Source organism: Gilliamella sp. LMG 34359, from assembly GCF_984569085.1.
Window position 1 is genome coordinate 869723 of the sequence record NZ_OZ474906.1, and the last position, 21716, is coordinate 891438.

Consider the following 21716-nt stretch of genomic DNA (forward strand, 5'->3'; position numbering starts at 1 on the left):
CATTTAATAGCTACGTAATCTAAATCACGTTTACAGAAGCAGAGTTAGGTTTTAACTTTGTTTATAATGTTAACTTTAACAATAAAATAAATATGTAAGGATATTCCATGAATAAAACAGAACTTGTAGATGCTATTGCTAGTAAAGCTGATATTACTAAAGTTGCAGCAAAAACTGCTTTAGAAGCAACTCTAGCTGCTATTACTGAATCATTAAAAGCTGGTGAGCCGGTTCAATTAGTTGGTTTTGGTACATTTAAAGTTAATGATCGTAAAGCTCGTACTGGTCGTAATCCAAAAACAGGTAAAGAAATCAAAATTGCGGCAAGCAAAGTACCTGCTTTCGTTTCTGGTAAAAGCTTAAAAGAAGCTATTAAATAATTTTTGTTGCTTTCTATAGTGAATTTCCTAAGGCCATAACCAATAAGTTATGGCTTTATTGTTTTGCATTCCAACACTAATTTAATCTTCGTTTTTCGCTATTCAATTATTAATGAATATTTTTGCCACAATCATTTAGCGCCATTTAAACCGTTAGTTTAGCAAATTTAGCATTTAATTCAGTGGCTAAATCTTCTGGTGATATTTCGATTTCTAATCCTCTTTTGCCACCAGAAACCATTATGGTTGCATATTGTTCGGCACTATTATCAATAAGTGTGGGTAATTGTTGCTTTTGCCCTAAAGGACTTATACCGCCAACTATATAACCGGTCCTTTTTTGTGCTAACTGCGGATCAGCTAATTCGACTTTTTTACAAGCTAGAATTTTAGCGGCTTGTTTAAGATCTAATGTACAATCAACCGGTAATACACAAACAGCTAAGGTTTTATTGTCACCATTCAAACTTACGACTAAAGTTTTAAATATCTGACCAGCAACAATATTAAGTTCCATCCCGAGTTTATTAGCTGCTTCTTGACCATAATGACTTTGATGGCTATCGTGTTGATATTGGTGAATATTGAATTTAATTTTATGCTTTTTAAGCAATCTAATGGCTGGAGTCATAATAGTAAAATATTATAAGTAAGGAGTGAGTAATCCCTATTAATTGTTATTAATAGGGATTTATATGATTAAACTAAACTATATACTACATTAAAAAGCCAACTAAGAGATAACTTTTTGGTTGTTTTGATTATTATCATCTAAATTCGGTTTTTCAGCCACATTAGATGCGCTGTATAAGCGGAAGAAGAAGCTATATACAAAGAAACCAAGAAATGTAGATAATACTGAATAAATAATCATTACAACAATATTATTACCTAGCATTGCACTAATAAAAAATAGTACTACATTTATAACCCAACTAATTAAAACCATTAACAAAGGCGCTTTCCATTGTGTTGCCGTTAATTTATGGCAATCAGCAAATTTTTGAAAAAAACCTTTTGAACTTGGACGGATTAATGAAGCACAAAAATAATATATAATGACACTTAAAAATAATCCAATTGTCGCACATGATAATAGTATTAAAATGTTAGCTGCTCGTGATGGTAAGATATAACCGATAATTGCAAAAATTAAAGAAAACACAATGGTTATTACAATTACTATAATAGAATAAATACAGGCAAAACCTAAAAGATTTAAAAACGCAGGTAATAGTCGTTCTAATACTAATTTCAGATCAAATTTATCACTAGTTGATAAATTATAAATAATACCTATCATTACTGACGAAATGAAGATATATATAATAAATAAAAGAAGTAATATTCCAAATATTGCACCAACTATATCAGCTGGATTGCTGTAATATATCATAGTTGCTGCAAAGGTTGATGGATCCATAATAAGATAGGTTAATAGTGAACTAGCTAATGAAATTACTACGCTAGCGATCGCAATTGCCACAAAGCGATTACGAATAAAGTTAATTGTTTGTTCAAAAGTAACAAAAAATGATAAATTATTTTGTGAGTTCATCGTTTTTCCTTATGGGTGGTAATACATGTATTACCACGGTATAGAGATTTAATTCAATAGTTATGATTGTAGTAAAGATATATCGGCAACTTTCAAAAATAAATTTTGTAGTTTCTTTAAAAGCGCCAATCGGTTTAGTTTAATTTTTTCGTCATCAACCATGACCATTACTTTTTCAAAAAATGTATCAATAGGTGCTTTAAGTGATGCTAATTCAATTAAGGCATCTTGATATCGGCTTTCAGAAAAGTAAGGTGCTAACTTGTCTGTCAATATTGCTATTTGCATGGCTAGATCGCCTTCAGCACCCGCTTCAAGCAATGAAGCGTTAATATTTTCAGGGATAGCGTTTTCGGTTTTAGACAAAATATTTGATACGCGTTTATTTGCTTCGGCTAACGAAGATGCTTCAGGTAGCGTTCTAAAATGTGTAACCGCATTAACACGGGTATCAAAATCTGCTGGCTTGGTTGGATTGATTGCCAAAACAGCCTGAATAGTATCTATCGAGAATCCTTTTTCTTGATACCATGCACGGAATCGACCTTGCATAAAATTGACAATGTCTTCAACGACATTATTGTTGGTTAATTTATTACCATATAATGATGTGGCAAAATTGGCTAGCTCAACCAAATCAAGCGGTAAGCTTTTTTCAACAATAATGCGTAATACGCCAATAGCTGCACGGCGAAGAGCAAATGGGTCTTTATCACCTTTAGGGTGCTGCCCTATACCAAAAATACCGGCCAATGTATCCATTTTTTCGGCAATAGATACTGCACTAGACACAGCGGTACTTGGTAGTTCATCACCGGAAAAACGTGGTTTATATTGTTCTTCTATAGCGGTGGCGACTTCAATAGTTTCACCATCTTTAATCGCTATATAGCGACCTATGATGCCTTGCGTTTCGGGAAATTCAAATACCGTATTGGTAACTAAATCGCATTTAGTTAATTTTCCTGCTCGTTTGGCTTGTTCAATGTCAGCGCCAATTTTTTCCGCAACAAAGCCTGATAAGGCTTCTATACGAAGCGCTTTATCTTTAACTGTACCAAGTTGTTGTTGGAACAGAACCGTTTCAAGGCGTGGAAGGCGATCAGCTAAACGTTGTTTTAAGTCTGTTTTATAGAAGAATTCGGCATCAGCTAAGCGTGGACGAACCACTTTTTCATTACCAGAAATAACCACTTGTGGATCTTTGGATTCAATATTGGCAACAAAAATGAAGTTTGGTAATAGTTTTCCTTGTTTATCATAAACTGGGAAATATTTTTGATCACCTTTCATGGTGTAGACCAATGACTCAGCTGGAACGTCCAAAAATCTCTCTTCAAATTTTGCTGTCAATACTACTGGCCATTCAACCAATGATGATACTTCTTCGAGTAAGCTTTCGGTTAAATCTGCTTTACCATTGAGTTTAGCTGCGGCGGCTTCAGCTTGCTGTTTAATAATTGCTTTGCGTTTATTATAGTCGGCGATAACTTTACCGCGCTGTTCAAGAATTTCAGGATATTGGTCAGCATTATCAATGGTAAATTCTTGCTCGCCCATAAAGCGGTGTCCGCGAATGATTCGAGCTGATTGAATATCCAAAATAACACCGGGAACCAATTCATCACCATATAACATGGTTACCGTATGACTTGGTCGAATAAATTCAACTTGGCGAGCCGCCCAACGCATAGGTTTCGGAATAGGCAGTTTGCTTAAGGCGTTTTTAACCATATCACATAATAAATTAACGACAGGCTGACCTTTTTGATTGTGAGTATAAGATAACCATTCGCCTTTATCTGTTTGCATGCGCTCGGCTTGAGAGATATCAATGCCACAACCTCGCGCCCAACCTTCCGCTGCTTTGGTTGGATTGCCATTTGCATCAAATGCCGCACTTACCGCTGGACCACGTTTTACTACTTGGCTATCTGGTTGGGTATCATTCAAATTTAAAACTTTTAAAGCTAAACGGCGTGGTGATGCGTACCAAAGTACTTCACCATGTTCCAAGTTAGCATTATCAAGTTGTTCAATAAAATTAGCTGCAAAGCTTTCAGCCAAAGTGCGAAGTGATTTCGGTGGTAACTCTTCAGTACCGATTTCTACTAGAAATGTTTTTTGCATAATATATCAATTCCTACTTAGATGCATTTTGGTTAGAACTTGAATTTTGGCACATTGGGAAACCAAGTGCTTCACGAGACGCGTAATATGCTTCAGCCACCATTTTGGTTAATGTTCTGATTCGCAATATATAACGTTGTCGCTCAGTAACCGAAATTGCTTTGCGGGCATCAAGTAAATTAAAACAGTGAGCGGCTTTTAAAATACGTTCATAAGCCGGTAGTGGTAGCGGTTTTTCTAACTCGAGTAACATTTTGGCTTCTTTTTCATGTTGTTCAAAACAATAAAATAAGAAATCAATATTAGCGTATTCGAAATTATAAGTAGATTGTTCAACTTCGTTTTGATGGAAAACATCACCATAAGTGGTTTTACCAAAGGCTCCATCACTCCAGATTAGATCATAAACGCTATCGACACCTTGAATATACATAGCAAGGCGTTCTAAACCATAAGTGATCTCACCAGTAACGGGTTTACATTCAAGTCCACCAACTTGTTGGAAATAGGTAAATTGGGTGACTTCCATACCATTTAACCAAACTTCCCAACCTAATCCCCAGGCACCTAATGTTGGATTTTCCCAATTATCTTCAACAAAACGGATATCATTAACGGTTGGATCAAGACCAAGTTCTTTTAATGAACCTAAGTAAAGCTCTTGGATGTTGTCCGGTGATGGCTTTAAGATAACTTGAAATTGGTAATAATGCTGTAACCTATTAGGATTTTCACCATAGCGACCATCAGTAGGGCGACGAGATGGTTGAACGTAGGCGGCGTTAATTGGTTCCGGACCTAGTGCTCTTAAACAGGTCATTGGATGAGAAGTTCCTGCACCGACTTCCATATCTAATGGCTGAATCACTGTACAACCTTGATTAGCCCAATAATCTTGTAACGTAAGTATTAAACCCTGAAAGGTTTTGACATTAAACTTTTGCATGATGTTATCTTTGTGGTTGAATTAATTTTTTTTCTACAAATTAAATAGTGATACATTTTATACTTTTTATTGGTGCTTGTGAAATGTCAAATTACTTTATATTGATTAAGTTACCTAAGAGAGTTTTCATTTTGCATCTTGACTTATTTCTAGGTATAGTGAAGTTATCTAACTTGCTTGGTAATAAATCATAAATAAAAAGGCCATGTCTATTTATCAAAAATTATTGATTATTTTTTTTATTGGATTGATGAATACACCCTTGGTGTATGCGAATGATAATAAAAAACTAGAATCATTGCGTCGTTCAATTGTAGAACAAGAAAAGCGTTTAGCACAACAAACAAAAAAACGAACTCAATTGATTAATGATCTTAAAGATCAAGAAACTGAAATTGCTAATTTACTCACTTCGATTGAAAAAAAAGGTTTAACTCTTAAAAAACTTGCTAAGGAAATAGCCAGTTTAATTAAGCAAATTGATGATCTAACCATTAAACAGCAGCAACAACAAGATGAATTATCCAGACAGTTAGAAAGTGCATTTAAATTAGGAAAGAATACCAATTTTAAGCTGATCTTTGCTAGTGAACAAAGTGAGCGTAATGAACGCCTAATTACTTATTTTCGTTATATCAATGAAGCTAGACAACAAAAAATTAATCAACTTCATGAAACCCAATTACAACTCAATGAGAAGAAAGATGCTTTACAAAAAAAGCAAACCACTCAAAAAAACTTACATAATAAGCAAAAACAAGAGCAGATAGCGTTAGAACAAAATCACCAAAAACGGCAAAAAACCATCAATTCTTTAGAATCATCAATGGAAAAGAATCAGCAAAAATTAGCTCAGCTTAAAGAAAATGAAGCAAAATTGCAGGCCAAAATCATTGAAGCAGAAAGAGAAAGTCGTCGCATAGCGGAAGAAGAAGCAAGACAAGCACGAAATATTCAAGAAAAGCAGAAAAATAAAAATTATACACTTAATGCAAATGAACAAGCCTTAATGGCTCGAATTAGTGGTATCGGCAAACCAGAACATCAATACCGTTGGCCGATAAATGGCACTATTGCTCATCAATTCGGTGAACCGTTACAAGGTGAACTTCGTTGGAAGGGATTGGTGATTAACGCCAAAGATGGTACGCAAGTTAAGGCTATTACCGACGGACGCGTTATCCTTGCTAGTTGGCTACAAGGTTATGGTTTTGTGGTTGCGCTTGAGCATGGTAAAGGCGATATGAGTTTATATGGTTACAACCAACGTGTTTTAGTTGAAGTGGGTGATAGTGTTACAACTGATCAGCCAATTGCCATTGTTGGCTCCAGTGGTGGTCAAAATACCTCTGGACTTTATTTTGAAATTCGCCGAGATGGCAAAGCTTTAGATCCTAGTGGTTGGTTAAAATGATTAAATATCTATTTTATCTAGGGATATTATGGTTAACTATAAATAGTGTGTTTGCTGCAAAACTTGCCGTAGTGATTGATGATTTTGGTTATCGTCAGCACAACGAAGAACAAATTATTTCATTTTCACCCAATATTACCATCGCGGTTTTACCTCATTCACCTAATGCTAAACAGATAGCAACCCGTGCTCATCAGCATGGTAATGAGGTGATTATTCACTTACCTATGGCACCTATGGGTAAACAATCTTTAGAGAAAGACACGTTATTTCCGGATATGACCGAAGCTGAAGTTAAAAGAGTTGTGGATGAAGCAGTGTCGAGTGTTCCTTATGCAATTGGGGTGAATAATCATATGGGCAGCTTAATGACATCTGATTTCGATGGGATGTATAAGGTTATGAAAGCGTTGCATCATCATGCATTGTTTTTTTTAGATAGTAAAACGATAGGGAAAACACAAGTAAAAAATGCGGCAAGTGACTACAACATCGCTGTTGTTGAGCGTGATGTTTTTTTAGATTTTCAGCAAACAGAGAGTGCCATTAGTCAACAGTTTGATCTAGCAGTCAAAATTGCGCAAAAAAATGGTCATGCTATTGCCATTGGTCATCCATATCCTGAGACAGTCAATGTTTTACGGCAAAAATTAGCTAATTTGCCGAGCAATATTGAATTAGTTAAAATTAGTCGATTAATTCCACCATTATCACCTAAACATAAACCAACGCTTAAAGATATTTTTAAAAAATTTAAAAAACGTTTTGAAAAATTACCTAATCTTAATCTTGTTAAACCGCAGTAGCTATTTTTTTTCAAGTGTTCGATGACGAATTTGAACTTGTTTATTTTGTGCTTTAAAAAATTCGGCTAGTTGTTCAGCAATAAAGACTGAACGGTGTTGACCACCGGTACAACCGATGGCAATAGTTAAATAGCTACGGTTGTTTTTTTCTAACATCGGTAACCATTGTTGTAAATAATTAGCGGTTTGATAGATGAAATTGGTGACTTCGTTATGTTTTAATAGAAAGTCTTTCACTGGCATATCTAGGCCAGTCAACGGTCTTAACGTGATGTCCCAGTGTGGATTAGGTAAAAATCTGACATCAAACACGAAATCAGCATCAACAGGTAAACCATGTTTGAAGCCAAACGATTCAAAAATTATGGTTAATTCCCGCTCTTTTTTCCCTAAAATTCGAGAACGAAGAATATTGGATAATTCGTGAACGGAAAGATTATCTGTATTGATCAGCAAACTGGCGTGTGACTTTAATGGTTCTAGATATTTTTCTTCAAGATCGATGGCTTCTTCTAAAGAATATTTTTGATTAGTCAGCGGATGTATTCGTCTGGTTTCGCTATAACGTTGAATTAGCGTATTACGGCTACAATCAAAAAAGATTATTTCTGGAGTAACTGAGGAAGGTAATCGCTGAAATATATCATGGTTAAAATTGAAGTTAGCTGGTAAATTGCGAATATCTATACTAATTGCCACTGGGGTATTGCTATTTTTTAATGACTCTGCAAGTTGTGGTAATAAAGCGACAGGAATATTATCAACACAGTAAAACCCCATGTCTTCCAATGCTCGTAATGCAATTGATTTTCCTGAACCTGAGCGGCCACTTACAATAAACAATATCACAATATCAACTCCAAAATAATTGGTACACCTAGTATATCCTGTTTAGTTCAACATGTGCAATTAATGAAAAGAAACCGTCAGTAAAGAACTAATAATCTAGCTAATAGTCGGTTTTTATCTTAGTTATTAACTGTTTTAAAGCCTGTCCACGATGAGAAATTTGACTTTTATGTTCTTTTGTTAGTTCTGCTGCACTGCAATCAAGTTCAGGAATATAGAATAAAGGATCATACCCAAAACCACCATTGCCATGGGGTTGATTTAAAATTAATCCATTCCATTTTCCTAGACAGATGATTGGTGTTGGATCATTTTCATGTCGCATAAAAGCGAGTGCGCAATAAAAATATGCGGTTCTTTTTTCTTTCGGCACATCTTTTAACTCAAGCAGTAATTTCTCATTATTACTTTTATCATTCCCATGTTCTCCGGCATAACGAGCCGAATAGATACCCGGTTGACCGTTAAGGGCATGAACAACTAAACCTGAATCATCAGCTATTGCCGGTAATTGCGTCACTTTTGCGGTATGCCTTGCTTTTAAGATAGCATTTTCAATAAATGATAAACCGGTTTCTTCGACATCAGGAACATTGAAGGTATTTTGGGCGACAACAGCAAATCCTGCATCGGCTAAAAGTGTTTGTAATTCACTGACTTTGCCTTGGTTATTAGTGGCTAAAACAATTTTTTGCATTTTATGGCTCCATGATAAAACAAGTTTGGTTTATATCGTAATTAGCAAATCGAATATTAAAAGTTGATAATATAGTTAAATTTTAAAAATCAGGCTCACAACAAAACGTCATACTTTCACCTGTTTTAGGATGGTTTATGCTGAGATGTTGGGCATGTAATAATAGCCGGTTTGACATCGAAAATGCTTCCGGATGAGCATAAAATTTATCGCCTAAAATGGGATGGCCAATTGCTTGCATGTGCACTCTGAGTTGATGAGATCGTCCGGTAAACGGAAATAGTGCCACTCGCGTGGTATTATCATTGTTACGGCAAATAACTTGGTAATGTGTTAATGCATATTTGCCATTATCATGATCTACCATCTGTCTTGGACGATTAGGCCAATCACAAATCAACGGTAATTCGACTTGGCCACTGTCATGTTCAAGATGACCATGAACTACGGCGATATAAGTTTTTTTCGGTATACGTTCCCTAAACTGCTTTTTAATTTCTCGATCCGCTAATTTAGATAAAGCGGCAACCATAATACCACTCGTTGCCATGTCCAGACGATGCACAGATTCAACATAACTATATTTTTGTTGTAAACGATGAATAATACTATCGATAAATTGCGGTTTATTTCCTGAGACAGACAAAATACCAGGTTGTTTATTAACCACAACAATATGGTCATCTTGATATAAAATAGTTAACCAAGGATCAATGGGGGGATGATATTCCAAAAGCATGTATGTGTGATAATTTGTAAAATTAAATTGCCACACATTCTAACAAACTCAACAAAAAGTGCCAGTTGAAAAAAGTCTAATTACTCCAGATTGACCTTTTTTTAGATGAAAAAATTTGACTAAAGAGGATTACTAAACCGACCAATAAATAACCAGCAAAAATAATAATCATCCATTGTGACATTTCAATAGTTAAAAATGACCAAATTTTCTCTGAACAAGAACCATAAGCATTAAACATACTTGGTAACCATTCATTCAAAGGCAACCAAGACGGGAATTGGACATTGATTGCACAAGTATCAGTTAAATTCGGTTCAAATTGTAAATGGGCATGGAAAGTTGCCAGATTAAAACCTTTAATAGCGCTAACTAACCAAATGAAAATACCGATTAAACGAAAAATGAGTTTTCCTGGTGCAAGAAGACCGACTAGGCTACCTAACATAATTCCATAAATTGCACAACGTTGATAAATGCATAAAGTACAAGGAGCTAGGCCTAAACCATATTGAAAATAGAGGGCAGTTAATTCAAAAATAGCGGTGGAAAGAAATAATAAAAACCAGGCAAATCTTTCCCGAGAGTATTGATTGAGTAAAGATAACATACTATTTTATTCCTCCATATTCCGCTATAATCATCTCAATATTATAGATTATTAACATCAATCTATTTTATTCTTATAACCTGTAGTGTAGTTTATTTTTAAATAATATTAAACGACTTTTATTAATTAAGGGTGGATTAAGCTTTTCCTATGGACTCAAATGTTCAACAAACAAAATTACATGTCTCATTTGTCACTATTACCGAAGAAAATGTGACACAGCGAATTGATAACTTTTTAATCACCTATCTTAAAGGTGTGCCTAAAAGTATGATTTATCGCATACTTAGAAAAGGAGAAGTGCGCGTTAATAAAAAGCGTATTAAACCTGAATATAAATTGGTCATCGGCGATGAAGTTCGAATTCCACCGATTCGTGTTTCAGAAAAAACGGTTCCTGAAATTTCCAAAAAACTAAATAAAGTTGCTGATTTAGAAAAATCAATTATTTATGAAGATGATGTAATTTTAGCCATTAATAAACCATCTGGAATTGCCGTACATGGTGGTAGTGGCTTAAGTTTTGGGGTGATTGAAGGATTAAGAGCATTAAGACCTGAAGCCAAATTTTTAGAATTAGTGCATCGTATCGATCGAGAAACATCCGGTGTTTTACTTATTGCGAAAAAACGCTCGGCATTAAAAGCACTACATGAACAGCTGCGTTTGAAGCAGATGCAAAAAAATTATTTAGCTTTAGTGAAAGGTAATTGGCCTTCTGAATGTAAAGTTGTACAAGCACCATTATTAAAAAATGTACTTAAAAGTGGTGAACGTGTAGTTAAAGTGAATGCCGAAGGCAAACCATCGGAAACACGATTTAAAGTAGAAGAACGCTTTGGATTTGCAACTTTAATTAAAGCTAGCCCAGTAACCGGACGAACTCATCAAATTCGGGTACATACGCAATACGTTAATCATCCGATTGCATTTGATGATCGCTACGGTGATAACCAATTTGATGCACTGTTAGTTAAAAGCAAACTTAACCGACTATTCTTACATGCAGCTAATGTGAAATTTATTCATCCTAAAACTATGCAAGAGATGCAATTACATGCACCGATGGATGAAATATTGCAAAATTGTTTAACCCAGATTAGAAATGATAAATATCAACAATGATAAAATGAGAAGGTAATTTATAAGAATGAAAGATCTTAATTTATATTTAATTAGACACGGACAAACCGAATGGAATATTAAAGATCAGATGCAAGGCTCGAAAAATTCGCCTTTGACTGAAAATGGTGTTTTAGGGGCCCAAATAACTGGAAAGTACTTAAAAAATACGCCATTTATACAAGCTTATTCTAGCCCTCAACAACGTGCTATGGAAACTCGAGATTATATTATTCAAGAAAATGACAATGTCATACCTAGCACTGAGCTTGATAATTTACGAGAAATGGATTTTGGCATTTGGGAAGGAAAGCATGTTCCTTTATTAAAAAAAGAAATCCCCGAATTTACAACTTATTTAACCGATCCTGGGAACTTTGATGCCTCTATTAACCAAGGTGAAAACTACCTTGATATACTTTCTCGCATGAAAGAGGCATTAAACGTTATTGTAAAAAATGCACCACAAGATAAAGGTAATATTTTAGTGGTATCACATGGTACGGTGTTACGAATATTACTTTGTGTTTTAAATGGTGGAGATTGGCGTCGACATCGAGATCAAGATTATTTTCCTCGAGTGTTAAATACTAGTATTAGTCTAGTTAACTACAAACAAACTGAAGATAATCCAGAGGGTGAATTTTCAGTTAAGTTTTATAATAATGTTGATCATTTAACCAATTAATTACCGTTATTTTTATCATGTTTTCTCGGCTAATGCTAATTAAGCTATTAGCCGAGTAATATTTAGATTATTTTCTGCTATAAACTGCGTAACGTTTTTGTAATTGTTTTAATTTATTAATTCTTGCATCAATTTTGGAAATTAATGTTTGATTACCTTTAGCTTGTGTTTTGGCATTAGTTAACAATTGAATTGCATCAGGAAATCCGCCTTTAAGCGCAATTAATTCTGCTGTGGCACTCATTTCTTGAGCTCTTGATTTTAATCCACCATAAGCGGTAACCAATAGCTCCCAACCATTAGTATCATCATTGTGGTCAAATGTATAACGATGTAATAAACTTACGGCTTGCTGATATTTGCCAGCTTTTATATAAGCGTTAGCTAAGTTTAATTGTAAAGCTGTGCTATCCGGTGATCGCTTTAATGCCGTTTGCAAACGAGTAATCGCAGTACTACTATCATTACTGTCTAAATCAATATCTGTCATTAAATCAATATACCAAATATTATCAGGGTCATTATCTAATAACGGTTGTAATTCACTTTTGGCACGTACTGCATCCTGATTCTTGTAATAATTTAGTGCGATGGCATAGCTCAGTGCTTTTTTACCCTGATCACTATTCAATTTACGATAATCATTAATCAACAGTTTAGCGGTATTACTATTCCCCATAAATATTGCTATTCTTGCCTTGGCTAAATAATAGCTTAATGAAGAAGGTATATTTTTTTTAGAATATTGCAAAGATCGATTACGGATATCTGACAAACGGCTATTAGGTAATGGGTGAGTCATTAATATTTCTGGTGGTTTACTACTAAAGCGACTTTCATCCGCTAGTTTTTGTAAAAATTCGGAAGAAGCATAAGGATCAAATCCAGCTTTAGTTAATGTTCTAAGCCCAACTCTATCTGCCTCTTGTTCATTTGATTGAGTAAAACTAATCATACTTTGGGTTGAACTTGCCATAGTGGTTGTTATTGCTGCCATGCCAGCTTCTGGATTGGCTAGGGTTAATAGTAACGAACCTAATGCTCCCCCCCACACATAAGGACTATTTTTATTTTGGGCTTCCATCGCACGCGCTAAGTGACGTTGCGTAACGTGACCAATTTCGTGAGCCATAACTGAAGCTAATTGGCTTTCATTGTCGGTATCCATTATTAATCTAGAATGAATAACAACATTTCCACCAAAAAAAGCAAAGGCATTAAGCACATTACTTTTCATCACATAAAAATGGAAGGGGGTTTGTACTGATTCTGATTTAGACACCAATTTTTTACCCAAATCATTAATATATTGATTTAAGACAGGATCATTGGCGATAGGAGCACTACCACGTAACAAACGCATATAATAATCACCCATCTCGTTTTCTTGCCCGATACTTAGTGTAGATGAGGCTGCTGTTCCTATATCAGGTAGTTTAATATTATCTGCAGCATTGGCAATGGATGCATTTTGCAATAATAGTGATGTCGATAATACCAATGCGATTGCTTTTTTTAACATACTTTTAACTCATAAAAAAAAGATTAATAGTAAAGTATTCTAGCTTAAAAAAAAGACAATATCACTTTGAATTTTTTATCAATTTGAGCTATTACCAAAATACTATTTAATTTACTCGATTTAATAATTTAAATAATGAGGTTATTCAAAAACCGCGTGGCGAATTTGTTCAACATTAACATTTTTAATATAGTTTTGTATATTGGGATAAATATTATAATGATGGCCGAACTCAGGTTGCATTAATTCATCAATAACTTGACGTTTACTCCAATTTTGAAAGACTAAGCGATACATTGCAATAACTACACCTGTTCGGTCACTGCCATGCCAACAATGAATTAATATTGGTTTAGGTGAATTTTTGATTGCTTTAAGAATTTGGATTATTTTTTTATCGGTAATATTGCCTGCTCGTAGATTAATCCAAACCTCAGAGATCCCGGTATTGGCAATTTTATCCCGATCACTATGCCATAATCGCAGATTAATTATAGTTTTAATGCCTACTTTATCGAGTTGTACTATCTGTTTTAGATTAGGTTGTTCAGAACGATAGATATCGTTTGAGACTTGATAAAAATTATTGGGAAAGGGTGAGGAATTAATGTTAGATTGGCAACTGCTAATAATAAAAGCTAAACAACACAACAAGAAAAGGTTCACTATTTTGCTCAGTTTAAAATAATAGTGAGCCATTAATTGTTGTGTTCTATACATTAGTAAAACTTTTATTTAATTGTTAAATTTATTGTTGACGATGTTTGATAAATTCAACGATATCGTTAACTTTTATCAACTCTTTATCGCCACCAGCACGATGTTTATATTCAACATCACCGTTATCAAGGTTACGTTCACCGATAACAATAGTATGTGGTATACCGATTAATTCAGCATCAGCAAACATAACACCTGGGCGCTCTTTTCGGTCATCAAATAATACTTCAATACCAGCGGCTTGAAGATCAGCATAAAGTTTTTCCGCAGTCGCTTGTACTTTTTCTGATTTGTGCATATTCATTGGAATAATAACAACACTAAAAGGTGCAATCGCTTCAGGCCAAATAATTCCGCGCTCATCATGACATTGCTCAATTGCAGCGGCAACAATTCGGCTAACGCCAATACCATAACAACCCATGATCATCACATGATTTTGTCCATCTTCACCTTGCACTGTTGCTTTCATGGCTTCTGAATATTTAGTACCAAGTTGGAAAATATGCCCAACTTCAATGCCTCGTTTAATTTGCAATGTGCCTTTGCCATCAGGGCTAATATCACCTTCGACCACATTACGAATATCTTCGATACGTGGTAAATCCACATCGCGTTGCCAATTGATATTAAAGTAATGTTTATGGTCAATATTGGCACCGGCAGCAAAATCACTCATTACTGCGACATCACGGTCAATTATAATTGGCATACTGAGCTTGACCGGTCCTAAAGAGCCTGGTCCAGCATTGACTAAGGCTCGAATTTCATCTTCAGTTGCAAATTCAAGTGGTGATGCCACAATATCAATTTTTTCTGCTTTGATTTCGTTTAACGTATGATCACCACGAACTAATAGAGCCACAAGTTGGTGACCACTCTCTTTAGTCGCCTTAACCATTAACGTTTTAACGGTTTTTTCAATTGGTAAATTGAATTGTGATACTAATTCGTCAATTGTTTTGGCATCAGGCGTATCAACTAATTGCATCTCTTTAGTTGGCGCTTGGCGTGTTTGGGTTGGTGCTTGCGCTTGTGCCATTTCAATATTGGCAGCATAATCGGATTCAGTTGAAAAGACGATATCATCTTCGCCACTATCCGCTAATACTTGGAATTCATGTGACCAATTACCACCAATTGAGCCAGTATCAGCACGTACTGCTCTAAAATTTAAGCCAGCCCGAGTAAATACTGCACTGTATGCCTTATACATATCATCATACGTCTCTTGTAATGACTCTTGCGAGGTGTGGAATGAGTATGCATCTTTCATAATAAATTCACGTGAACGCATTACACCAAAACGAGGACGGACTTCGTCGCGGAATTTAGTTTGGATTTGATAAACATTTAGCGGTAATTGCTTATAAGAACTCACTTCATTACGTAGTAAGTCAGTGATCACTTCTTCATGAGTTGGCCCTAAGACAAAATCACGATCGCCACGATCTTTAATACGTAATAATTCAGGACCATATTGTTCCCAGCGGCCACTTTCTTGCCATATATCGGCAGGTTGTACCACCGGCATTAATACTTCAATTGCACCGGCGTTATTCATCTCTTCACGAACAATATTTTCCACTTTTTTTAGTACTCGATAACCAGTGGGCAGCCATGTGTACAATCCGGCAGCAACTTTGCGGATCATACCGGCACGTAACATTAATTGATGGCTAATTACTTCAGCATCTGCTGGTGTTTCTTTTAATGTAGATAGAAGATATTTACTGGTTCGCATACATTTATCCCGAAAAATAATTTATATATAAATATAATAAAAATGTTAGCTAGTTTAGCAGTACCAAGCGCAACACAAAAGTAATTTTATTAGTAAATATGGTTATAAATGTTTATATATGATAAATTTTCTTTTATTGAGAATAAGTTACTAAACAATATGGACAAATTGAATATACCTAAATTAAAACAACGTTTATTTTTTCTCTTCTTAGCTGTACTTATTTTATATTTACCGATTAAATGCACTAAATATCATCTGTTTGATTTAAGTTATCAAGAGGTATTCGAGTTTCATTGGCGAACTGATGGTTGTAGTCGACTGTCTAATACAACGGAATATATAATGGAATGTCCCTGTCCTAGTTTTATTCACCCTGATGACCATATTACCGTTACTGATGATGGCGATTTATATTTTGAAAATGAGCTTTTTGGTAAATTGATATTAAAAGAAAAACCTAGTTTTTTCCACGACTCATCTGAAATATTGTCTGGCGGCTTTATGGAAGTTATACGGTCAGATTTAGGTGTTGTTTGTTACTATGATTCGATATAAAAATATTGCGCGGTTTTTTTATTCTATAATTGGCTTTTAAACAACTGTTCCGCATTTTTTATAACTATAAAATTAAGATATAAAAACCTTTATGCAAAAATCTCAAACTGTCATATATAAATTAGTGCATTATTTATTTTTTCTCTTTTTAATTGCACTGGTTTTATATTTTCCTTTTAAAATTGTCACATATCATTTGGTTGATTTTAGTTATCAAGAAATTACCAACGAAATGTGGATAGAAGATCGCTGTTATTATCCGGGCGAGTCGGAAAATGATAAATATGACTATGGCAAAAACTGTAAAATTTGCCAACAAATAGTCCCAGCAGATGCAGATAAACAGGATTTTTATATTAAAGAGGGAAATAAATATCTTATTGGTATTGATAGATTACGAAAAGTTTATTTAAAGAAAAAACCAGATTTTTTCCACATAGATAGGTTTACTGGTGGAGAGTTACATATTTTAGATTATGATACAGGTATTACCTGTACTTATTATTCATATGAATAATTTGCTAAGAAATGGTAATAATCAAATAAGTGCGCTAAGTAAGAGTTGGTTTCACAAAATTATATAACTAGCGGTTTTCAATCTAGAATTTTCTTTCAAAAAAACTGTTTCGCAACTTTTTTATAAAATTTATTTTAGGATGAAGATTTAATCTCAATTAATGGCTTGATTCGGCAATTGTTATCACCATAATATAGCACTAAATATAAGTCGTTTTTTTATTTATAATCTTGAGCAAGTCGAAGATTACAAAAAGGGATAACATGGGTTCGGTTTTTGATATATTCAAAATTGGTATAGGTCCTTCAAGTTCACACACCGTTGGTCCGATGCGAGCGGGTAAGGCATTTGTTGATGAGCTTATTGATAATGGGCAAATGTCGTCGGTGACTAAAATTGTGGCTGATATATATGGTTCTTTGTCACTGACGGGGAAAGGCCATCATACTGATATTGCAATTATACTTGGATTATCTGGCGAAAAACCTGATACTGTCAATATTGACCAAATCCCGCATTTTATTCAAACCATCAATCATTGTTGTAAACTACCTATATATAACGGTAAATACCAAGTTAATTTTTCCAGCGAGAGTATTATCTTTCATTCTACCTTCTTACCACTACATGAAAATGGCATGACGCTAAGCGCTTATCATGATGATCAGCTTATCGCCCAAAAAACTTATTATTCCGTGGGTGGGGGAAAAATTGTTGAAGAGGCGTTATTTGCTCAACAAGATCAGAATGCGCAGGAGGTACCTTATCCTTTTTCAAGCGCAGCACAGTTATTGACTCATTGTGATGATAATTCGCTGTCGGTATCGAGTATTGTACTAAAAAATGAGTTACAACTGCATAGTTATGATGAAGTTGTAAATTATTTTTCTTTAGTTGGCCAAACAATGCTTGATTGTATTAAACGAGGTATGAATACCGAAGGATTATTACCCGGTGCGCTAAAGGTTCCGCGTCGAGCAAATGCCCTTTATCGGCAATTATTGACTAGCAAAAATAATAATGATCCAATGATAGTTATTGATTGGATAAATATGTTTGCGCTAGCAGTTAGTGAAGAAAATGCTGCCGGAGGCAGGGTTGTGACAGCGCCAACCAATGGCGCTTGTGGCATCATCCCTGCAGTACTGGCATATTATGATAAGTTTATTGATCCGGTATCGCCGGATATTTTTATTCGCTATTTTTTAACTTGTGGAGCCATCGGTTTACTTTATCAAGAAAATGCCTCTATTTCTGGGGCAGAAGTTGGTTGCCAAGGCGAAGTTGGCGTAGCTTGTTCAATGGCCGCAGCTGGTCTGGCTGAATTGTTGGGCGGTAATCCTCAGCAGGTTTGTATGGCTGCCGAAATTGGGATGGAGCATAATTTAGGGTTAACTTGCGATCCGGTTGATGGTCAAGTGCAAGTTCCTTGTATTGAACGCAATGCGATTGCGGCAGTCAAAGCAATTAATGCGACGCGTATGGCATTAAGGCGTACTACGGCGGCGCTTGTATCGCTTGATAAGGTGATTGAAACAATGTACGAAACAGGCAAGGATATGAATGCCAAGTATCGTGAGACTTCACGCGGCGGATTAGCTATTACCGTTCATTGTAGTTAGTCATTAAGCTAACAACCCAAATTCGCCGATTTTGTATTCGGCGACATAATCAGAGTATCATCGTTATCCTTGATGAAAAATCCTTACTAGGTTAAACATAAAATTATGGTTATTATATAACTAGACAGATAATACGTCGTTTAGACCGTCAATAATATCGCTGGCTAATAAACTATACTTATTTTGTTTTGTTAAAGCCGCATCACCTGCCAGACCATGTAAGTAAACACTTACTGAAGCAGCCATAGTTGGCGGTAAATGTTGCGCGATAAGTCCTGCCATAATCCCAGTTAACACATCTCCACTACCGCCGGTTGCCATACCACTATTGCCAGATTGATTAATATAAGTGGCTTGTTCAGGCATAGCGACAATTGTTTTGGCATCTTTTAATACGCAGATTAGCCGATAGTCTTGGGCAAATTTTTTAGCGGTAGGAATTAGATTATCTTTCATTTTTTCAATTGGTTGATTAATTAATCTTGCCATTTCACCCAAATGCGGGGTGACAATAATCGTTGCTTGCACTTGTTGCAATAATCCTATATTTTGTGCTAGAACATTAATTCCATCAGCATCAATGATTATAGGAACTGTTGCATGTTTTAAAACATGCGATAAGATTTTGTGAGTATCATCGGCTAGTCCCATTCCTGGTCCAATAACAATGACTGACGCCCAATCAATAAGTTCTTCAAGAATTTTAGTATCAATGTTATTGGCAATAAATGGTGTGAATAATAGTTCTGGTAGTTGAGTTAATAAGATATCCCGATTAGATATTGGTGTGTAAATACGTACTAACCCAGCACCGGTTTTATAAGCAGCTTTCGCTGCAAAGTAGGCAGCTCCCGACATATTTTCCGAACCAGCAATAACTAATACTTTGCCATGATTACCTTTATGACTGTTATTTAATCTGCGCGGCAATAATTGAGGTAATTCATTGGATTGGTAAGTGTAATGACTTGCTGGAGTAGTTGCATAGATACCTATGTCGGCAATAGTGACTTCGCCAGCTAATTCAACGCCCGGATAAAGTGTTAAACCTATTTTTGAATAAGCAAAAGTTACTGTTTGTTTGGCTTTAACTGCCGTACCAAGAATTTTACCTGTATCGCAACAAAGTCCCGAAGGAATATCAATAGCAAGTACATCGACATTACTGTGATTTATTCGTTCGATCGTGTGAAGAAAATCACCGCTAACAAGGCGATTAAGCCCTATACCAAAAATAGCATCAACAATAGTCGTATATTGGCTAAAGGACTCGGCCAAAGACGTAATAAATTTAATATTATAATTTTGAGCTATTTTTATTTGTTGTGAAGTTTCGTCAGATACATTTTCTACTTCACCAATCAAATACACATCTACATCAATATGCTGCAATTTAAGTAACCGAGCAACAGCAATACCATCACCACCATTATTACCAAAGCCACATACTACCGCGACTTTGTTTAAATTATAGCCATTGGTATTGAGTTGATTTACTACAGCTAACGCAGCCCGTTCCATTAATACTAGTGAGGGTAAACCTATTGTATTTGAAGTATAAGCATCATAATGCTTCATTTCAGATGAGGTGACTAAGTATTGCATAAGACTGCCTCTAACTGTAAATGAGATGCCACGTTAAGTGGCAAAATCATACAGGTAAATTAATCATGGATTAGATTAATGGTTCTTCATCCAGTAGCTCTTTTAGTTGCTGTTTTTTTAAACTTTCTAAAATTTTATTATGAATTCCATTAAAACCACCGTTACTCATAATCAAAATAGCATCGGTAGGTTTTGCTGCTTTGGTTATCATTTCAACTAATAAGTCTATATCGCCGCTCCAGTATGCTGGTTGGATACAAGCATCGACGACATCAGCAACTAACCATGGTAGTTGTTCAGGTTGAAAAATAAATATCTCATCCGCTCGACCTAATGATGGGGCAAGTTCGTCTTTGGATATCCCTAATTTCATCGTATTAGATCGCGGCTCTAATACCGCTAAAATTCGCCTGTTAGCGCCAATTTTACTGCGCAATGCTTCTAATGTTGCTAATATTGCGGTTGGATGATGAGCAAAATCATCGTAAATTTCAATATTATTAACTTCACCGTATAGCTCTAAACGTCTTTTAGCATTTAAAAATGATCCTAATGCTAAACACGCATCTTTTGGCTTGATACCAACATTGTGTGCCGCAGCAATAGCCATTAGGGCATTATGCATATTATGTTCACCAACTAAAGAGTAGTTAACTTCACCCACTTTTTCATTGTTGTAATAAACGGCAAAGTTGCTAGCATCATTAGCGATTTTTTTGGCTAACCAACCTTCTTCAGATTCTGTAAAGCTCTGTTCACTCCAACAACCTTTTGCTAATACTTGTTTTATATTGGTATCTTCTTGAGGTGAAATAATCAATCCTTTGCTTGGTACTAAACGAACTAGGTGATGGAATTGTTTTTGGATTGAACTAAGATCATCAAAAATATCAGCATGATCAAATTCCAAATTATTCATAATTAGTGTTTTTGGACAATAATGCATAAATTTAGAGCGTTTATCAAAAAATGAACAATCATATTCATCTGCTTCAATAACGAAAAAATCACCTTCGCCTAATCTCGCTGATAGCTCAAAATTACCCGGTACACCACCAATGACAAACCCTTGTTTGTAGCCCTGTTTTTCTAAAATCCAGTTAACCATTCCAGCAGTTGTTGTTTTGCCATGAGTGCCGGCAACAGCAATAACCCAACGGTCTTTTAATACATTATCGTGTAGCCATTGTGGCGCGGAAACGTAAGGAATATTATTGTCCAAAATGTATTCAACACAAGGATTACCTCTGGATAGGGCATTGCCAATGATGACTAGATCTGGCGTTGGTGATAATTGTGAAGGATCATCCCCTTCGATAATATCGATATGCTCTTTTTGTAACAGCGTACTCATTGGTGGGTAAACATTTTTATCTGATCCTGTTACTTTATGGCCTAATGAACGAGCTATTAATGCAATGCCGCCCATAAATGTCCCGCAAATCCCAAGAATATGAATATGCATTTTATGTCCTTACTATTGTATAAA

21 protein-coding genes are annotated in these 21716 nt (G+C 35.3%); 8 read left to right on the forward strand and 13 right to left on the reverse strand.

Annotated elements, in window-relative coordinates:
- The first annotated feature begins 107 nt into the window (after positions 1 to 107).
- Complete coding sequence (locus tag AC5LXV_RS04120; protein ID WP_110434661.1) at positions 108 to 380, forward strand: HU family DNA-binding protein; 273 nt, start codon at positions 108 to 110, stop codon at positions 378 to 380.
- A 145-nt stretch (positions 381 to 525) separates the two neighbouring features.
- Here AC5LXV_RS04120 and ybaK read toward each other — a convergent pair whose 3' ends face one another.
- The 4 genes from ybaK to glyQ form a co-directional block, all read right to left on the reverse strand.
- Positions 526 to 1011 carry a Cys-tRNA(Pro) deacylase gene (ybaK, locus tag AC5LXV_RS04125; protein WP_110434662.1) on the reverse strand — a complete coding sequence of 162 codons (486 nt, stop codon included), beginning with the start codon at positions 1009 to 1011 and terminating at the stop codon, positions 526 to 528.
- A 102-nt stretch (positions 1012 to 1113) separates the two neighbouring features.
- Positions 1114 to 1938 (reverse strand): hypothetical protein, encoded by an 825-nt coding sequence (locus AC5LXV_RS04130; RefSeq protein WP_493452185.1) that lies wholly within the window; start codon positions 1936 to 1938, stop codon positions 1114 to 1116.
- A 60-nt stretch (positions 1939 to 1998) separates the two neighbouring features.
- Positions 1999 to 4071 (reverse strand): glycine--tRNA ligase subunit beta, encoded by a 2073-nt coding sequence (glyS, locus tag AC5LXV_RS04135; protein ID WP_493467966.1) that lies wholly within the window; start codon positions 4069 to 4071, stop codon positions 1999 to 2001.
- Positions 4072 to 4081: 10 nt separating this feature from the next.
- Positions 4082 to 5014, reverse strand: coding sequence for a glycine--tRNA ligase subunit alpha (glyQ, locus tag AC5LXV_RS04140; protein WP_034883827.1), 933 nt, complete (start codon positions 5012 to 5014; stop codon positions 4082 to 4084).
- 205 nt (positions 5015 to 5219) lie between these two features.
- Between glyQ and envC the strand changes: the two genes are divergently transcribed.
- Positions 5220 to 6428 carry a murein hydrolase activator EnvC gene (gene envC, locus AC5LXV_RS04145; RefSeq protein ID WP_493467441.1) on the forward strand — a complete coding sequence of 403 codons (1209 nt, stop codon included), beginning with the start codon at positions 5220 to 5222 and terminating at the stop codon, positions 6426 to 6428.
- Positions 6425 to 7234 (forward strand): divergent polysaccharide deacetylase family protein, encoded by an 810-nt coding sequence (locus AC5LXV_RS04150; RefSeq protein WP_110434666.1) that lies wholly within the window; start codon positions 6425 to 6427, stop codon positions 7232 to 7234. Before envC ends, AC5LXV_RS04150 begins: the two co-directional genes overlap by 4 nt.
- Here the strand turns inward: AC5LXV_RS04150 and rapZ are convergent, their stop codons facing one another.
- The 4 genes from rapZ to dsbB all read right to left on the reverse strand — a co-directional run bounded on the left by rapZ (position 7235) and on the right by dsbB (position 10129).
- Positions 7235 to 8083 (reverse strand): RNase adapter RapZ, encoded by an 849-nt coding sequence (gene rapZ / locus AC5LXV_RS04155; protein WP_493445827.1) that lies wholly within the window; start codon positions 8081 to 8083, stop codon positions 7235 to 7237.
- A gap of 100 nt (positions 8084 to 8183) precedes the next feature.
- On the reverse strand, positions 8184 to 8780 hold the full coding sequence (locus AC5LXV_RS04160; protein WP_493467442.1) for an XTP/dITP diphosphatase: 597 nt from the start codon (positions 8778 to 8780) through the stop codon (positions 8184 to 8186).
- 82 nt (positions 8781 to 8862) lie between these two features.
- Positions 8863 to 9519: a bifunctional tRNA pseudouridine(32) synthase/23S rRNA pseudouridine(746) synthase RluA gene (gene rluA, locus AC5LXV_RS04165; protein ID WP_493452187.1), complete on the reverse strand. Its 657-nt coding sequence runs from the start codon at positions 9517 to 9519 to the stop codon at positions 8863 to 8865.
- A 76-nt stretch (positions 9520 to 9595) separates the two neighbouring features.
- On the reverse strand, positions 9596 to 10129 hold the full coding sequence (gene dsbB, locus AC5LXV_RS04170) for a disulfide bond formation protein DsbB (RefSeq protein ID WP_493467443.1): 534 nt from the start codon (positions 10127 to 10129) through the stop codon (positions 9596 to 9598).
- A 150-nt stretch (positions 10130 to 10279) separates the two neighbouring features.
- Here dsbB and rluC point away from each other — a divergent pair, with 150 nt between their 5' ends.
- Entirely contained in the window at positions 10280 to 11254 is a 975-nt protein-coding gene (rluC, locus tag AC5LXV_RS04175) for a 23S rRNA pseudouridine(955/2504/2580) synthase RluC (protein WP_110434671.1), read from the forward strand.
- 25 nt (positions 11255 to 11279) lie between these two features.
- The gene (locus AC5LXV_RS04180) at positions 11280 to 11939 is read left to right on the forward strand and encodes a histidine phosphatase family protein (protein WP_493467444.1); all 660 of its coding nucleotides are present in this window, start codon (positions 11280 to 11282) and stop codon (positions 11937 to 11939) included.
- Positions 11940 to 12006: 67 nt separating this feature from the next.
- Here the strand turns inward: AC5LXV_RS04180 and bepA are convergent, their stop codons facing one another.
- The 3 genes from bepA to proS form a co-directional block, all read right to left on the reverse strand.
- Positions 12007 to 13461, reverse strand: a complete 1455-nt coding sequence (gene bepA / locus AC5LXV_RS04185; RefSeq protein WP_493467445.1) for a beta-barrel assembly-enhancing protease — start codon at positions 13459 to 13461, stop codon at positions 12007 to 12009.
- 141 nt (positions 13462 to 13602) lie between these two features.
- On the reverse strand, positions 13603 to 14181 hold the full coding sequence (locus AC5LXV_RS04190; protein ID WP_493467446.1) for a dual specificity protein phosphatase family protein: 579 nt from the start codon (positions 14179 to 14181) through the stop codon (positions 13603 to 13605).
- 28 nt (positions 14182 to 14209) lie between these two features.
- Positions 14210 to 15925 (reverse strand): proline--tRNA ligase, encoded by a 1716-nt coding sequence (proS, locus tag AC5LXV_RS04195; protein WP_493467447.1) that lies wholly within the window; start codon positions 15923 to 15925, stop codon positions 14210 to 14212.
- Between the two features lie 159 nt (positions 15926 to 16084).
- Here proS and AC5LXV_RS04200 point away from each other — a divergent pair, with 159 nt between their 5' ends.
- From AC5LXV_RS04200 to AC5LXV_RS04210, 3 genes are all read left to right on the forward strand, one after another.
- Positions 16085 to 16483, forward strand: a complete 399-nt coding sequence (locus AC5LXV_RS04200) for a hypothetical protein (protein ID WP_146210885.1) — start codon at positions 16085 to 16087, stop codon at positions 16481 to 16483.
- Positions 16484 to 16574: 91 nt separating this feature from the next.
- Positions 16575 to 17000, forward strand: a complete 426-nt coding sequence (locus AC5LXV_RS04205) for a hypothetical protein (protein ID WP_493467448.1) — start codon at positions 16575 to 16577, stop codon at positions 16998 to 17000.
- A 263-nt stretch (positions 17001 to 17263) separates the two neighbouring features.
- Positions 17264 to 18622, forward strand: coding sequence for an L-serine ammonia-lyase (locus AC5LXV_RS04210; RefSeq protein WP_493467449.1), 1359 nt, complete (start codon positions 17264 to 17266; stop codon positions 18620 to 18622).
- A 120-nt stretch (positions 18623 to 18742) separates the two neighbouring features.
- On the opposite strand, the gene AC5LXV_RS04215 is transcribed toward AC5LXV_RS04210, so the two are convergent.
- Together AC5LXV_RS04215 and mpl are read right to left on the reverse strand one after the other, a co-directional pair.
- Positions 18743 to 20227 carry an NAD(P)H-hydrate dehydratase gene (locus AC5LXV_RS04215; RefSeq protein WP_493467450.1) on the reverse strand — a complete coding sequence of 495 codons (1485 nt, stop codon included), beginning with the start codon at positions 20225 to 20227 and terminating at the stop codon, positions 18743 to 18745.
- A gap of 70 nt (positions 20228 to 20297) precedes the next feature.
- Positions 20298 to 21692 carry a UDP-N-acetylmuramate:L-alanyl-gamma-D-glutamyl-meso-diaminopimelate ligase gene (gene mpl, locus AC5LXV_RS04220; protein WP_493467451.1) on the reverse strand — a complete coding sequence of 465 codons (1395 nt, stop codon included), beginning with the start codon at positions 21690 to 21692 and terminating at the stop codon, positions 20298 to 20300.
- Positions 21693 to 21716: the final 24 nt, after the last annotated feature.

What these genes read in the sequence shown, in the direction of transcription:
- envC (WP_493467441.1), top strand. Translation starts at nt 5,220, where the DNA reads ATGTCTATTTATCAAAAATTATTGATTATTTTTTTTATTGGATTGATG.
- AC5LXV_RS04205 (WP_493467448.1), top strand. Translation starts at nt 16,575, where the DNA reads ATGCAAAAATCTCAAACTGTCATATATAAATTAGTGCATTATTTATTT.
- AC5LXV_RS04200 (WP_146210885.1), top strand. Translation starts at nt 16,085, where the DNA reads ATGGACAAATTGAATATACCTAAATTAAAACAACGTTTATTTTTTCTC.
- AC5LXV_RS04130 (WP_493452185.1), bottom strand. Translation starts at nt 1,938, where the DNA reads ATGAACTCACAAAATAATTTATCATTTTTTGTTACTTTTGAACAAACA.
- glyQ (WP_034883827.1), bottom strand. Translation starts at nt 5,014, where the DNA reads ATGCAAAAGTTTAATGTCAAAACCTTTCAGGGTTTAATACTTACGTTA.
- AC5LXV_RS04190 (WP_493467446.1), bottom strand. Translation starts at nt 14,181, where the DNA reads ATGTATAGAACACAACAATTAATGGCTCACTATTATTTTAAACTGAGC.
- mpl (WP_493467451.1), bottom strand. Translation starts at nt 21,692, where the DNA reads ATGCATATTCATATTCTTGGGATTTGCGGGACATTTATGGGCGGCATT.
- dsbB (WP_493467443.1), bottom strand. Translation starts at nt 10,129, where the DNA reads ATGTTATCTTTACTCAATCAATACTCTCGGGAAAGATTTGCCTGGTTT.
- AC5LXV_RS04215 (WP_493467450.1), bottom strand. Translation starts at nt 20,227, where the DNA reads ATGCAATACTTAGTCACCTCATCTGAAATGAAGCATTATGATGCTTAT.
- rluC (WP_110434671.1), top strand. Translation starts at nt 10,280, where the DNA reads ATGGACTCAAATGTTCAACAAACAAAATTACATGTCTCATTTGTCACT.
- AC5LXV_RS04120 (WP_110434661.1), top strand. Translation starts at nt 108, where the DNA reads ATGAATAAAACAGAACTTGTAGATGCTATTGCTAGTAAAGCTGATATT.
- AC5LXV_RS04150 (WP_110434666.1), top strand. Translation starts at nt 6,425, where the DNA reads ATGATTAAATATCTATTTTATCTAGGGATATTATGGTTAACTATAAAT.
- rluA (WP_493452187.1), bottom strand. Translation starts at nt 9,519, where the DNA reads ATGCTTTTGGAATATCATCCCCCCATTGATCCTTGGTTAACTATTTTA.
- ybaK (WP_110434662.1), bottom strand. Translation starts at nt 1,011, where the DNA reads ATGACTCCAGCCATTAGATTGCTTAAAAAGCATAAAATTAAATTCAAT.
- proS (WP_493467447.1), bottom strand. Translation starts at nt 15,925, where the DNA reads ATGCGAACCAGTAAATATCTTCTATCTACATTAAAAGAAACACCAGCA.
- bepA (WP_493467445.1), bottom strand. Translation starts at nt 13,461, where the DNA reads ATGTTAAAAAAAGCAATCGCATTGGTATTATCGACATCACTATTATTG.
- AC5LXV_RS04210 (WP_493467449.1), top strand. Translation starts at nt 17,264, where the DNA reads ATGGGTTCGGTTTTTGATATATTCAAAATTGGTATAGGTCCTTCAAGT.
- AC5LXV_RS04180 (WP_493467444.1), top strand. Translation starts at nt 11,280, where the DNA reads ATGAAAGATCTTAATTTATATTTAATTAGACACGGACAAACCGAATGG.
- AC5LXV_RS04160 (WP_493467442.1), bottom strand. Translation starts at nt 8,780, where the DNA reads ATGCAAAAAATTGTTTTAGCCACTAATAACCAAGGCAAAGTCAGTGAA.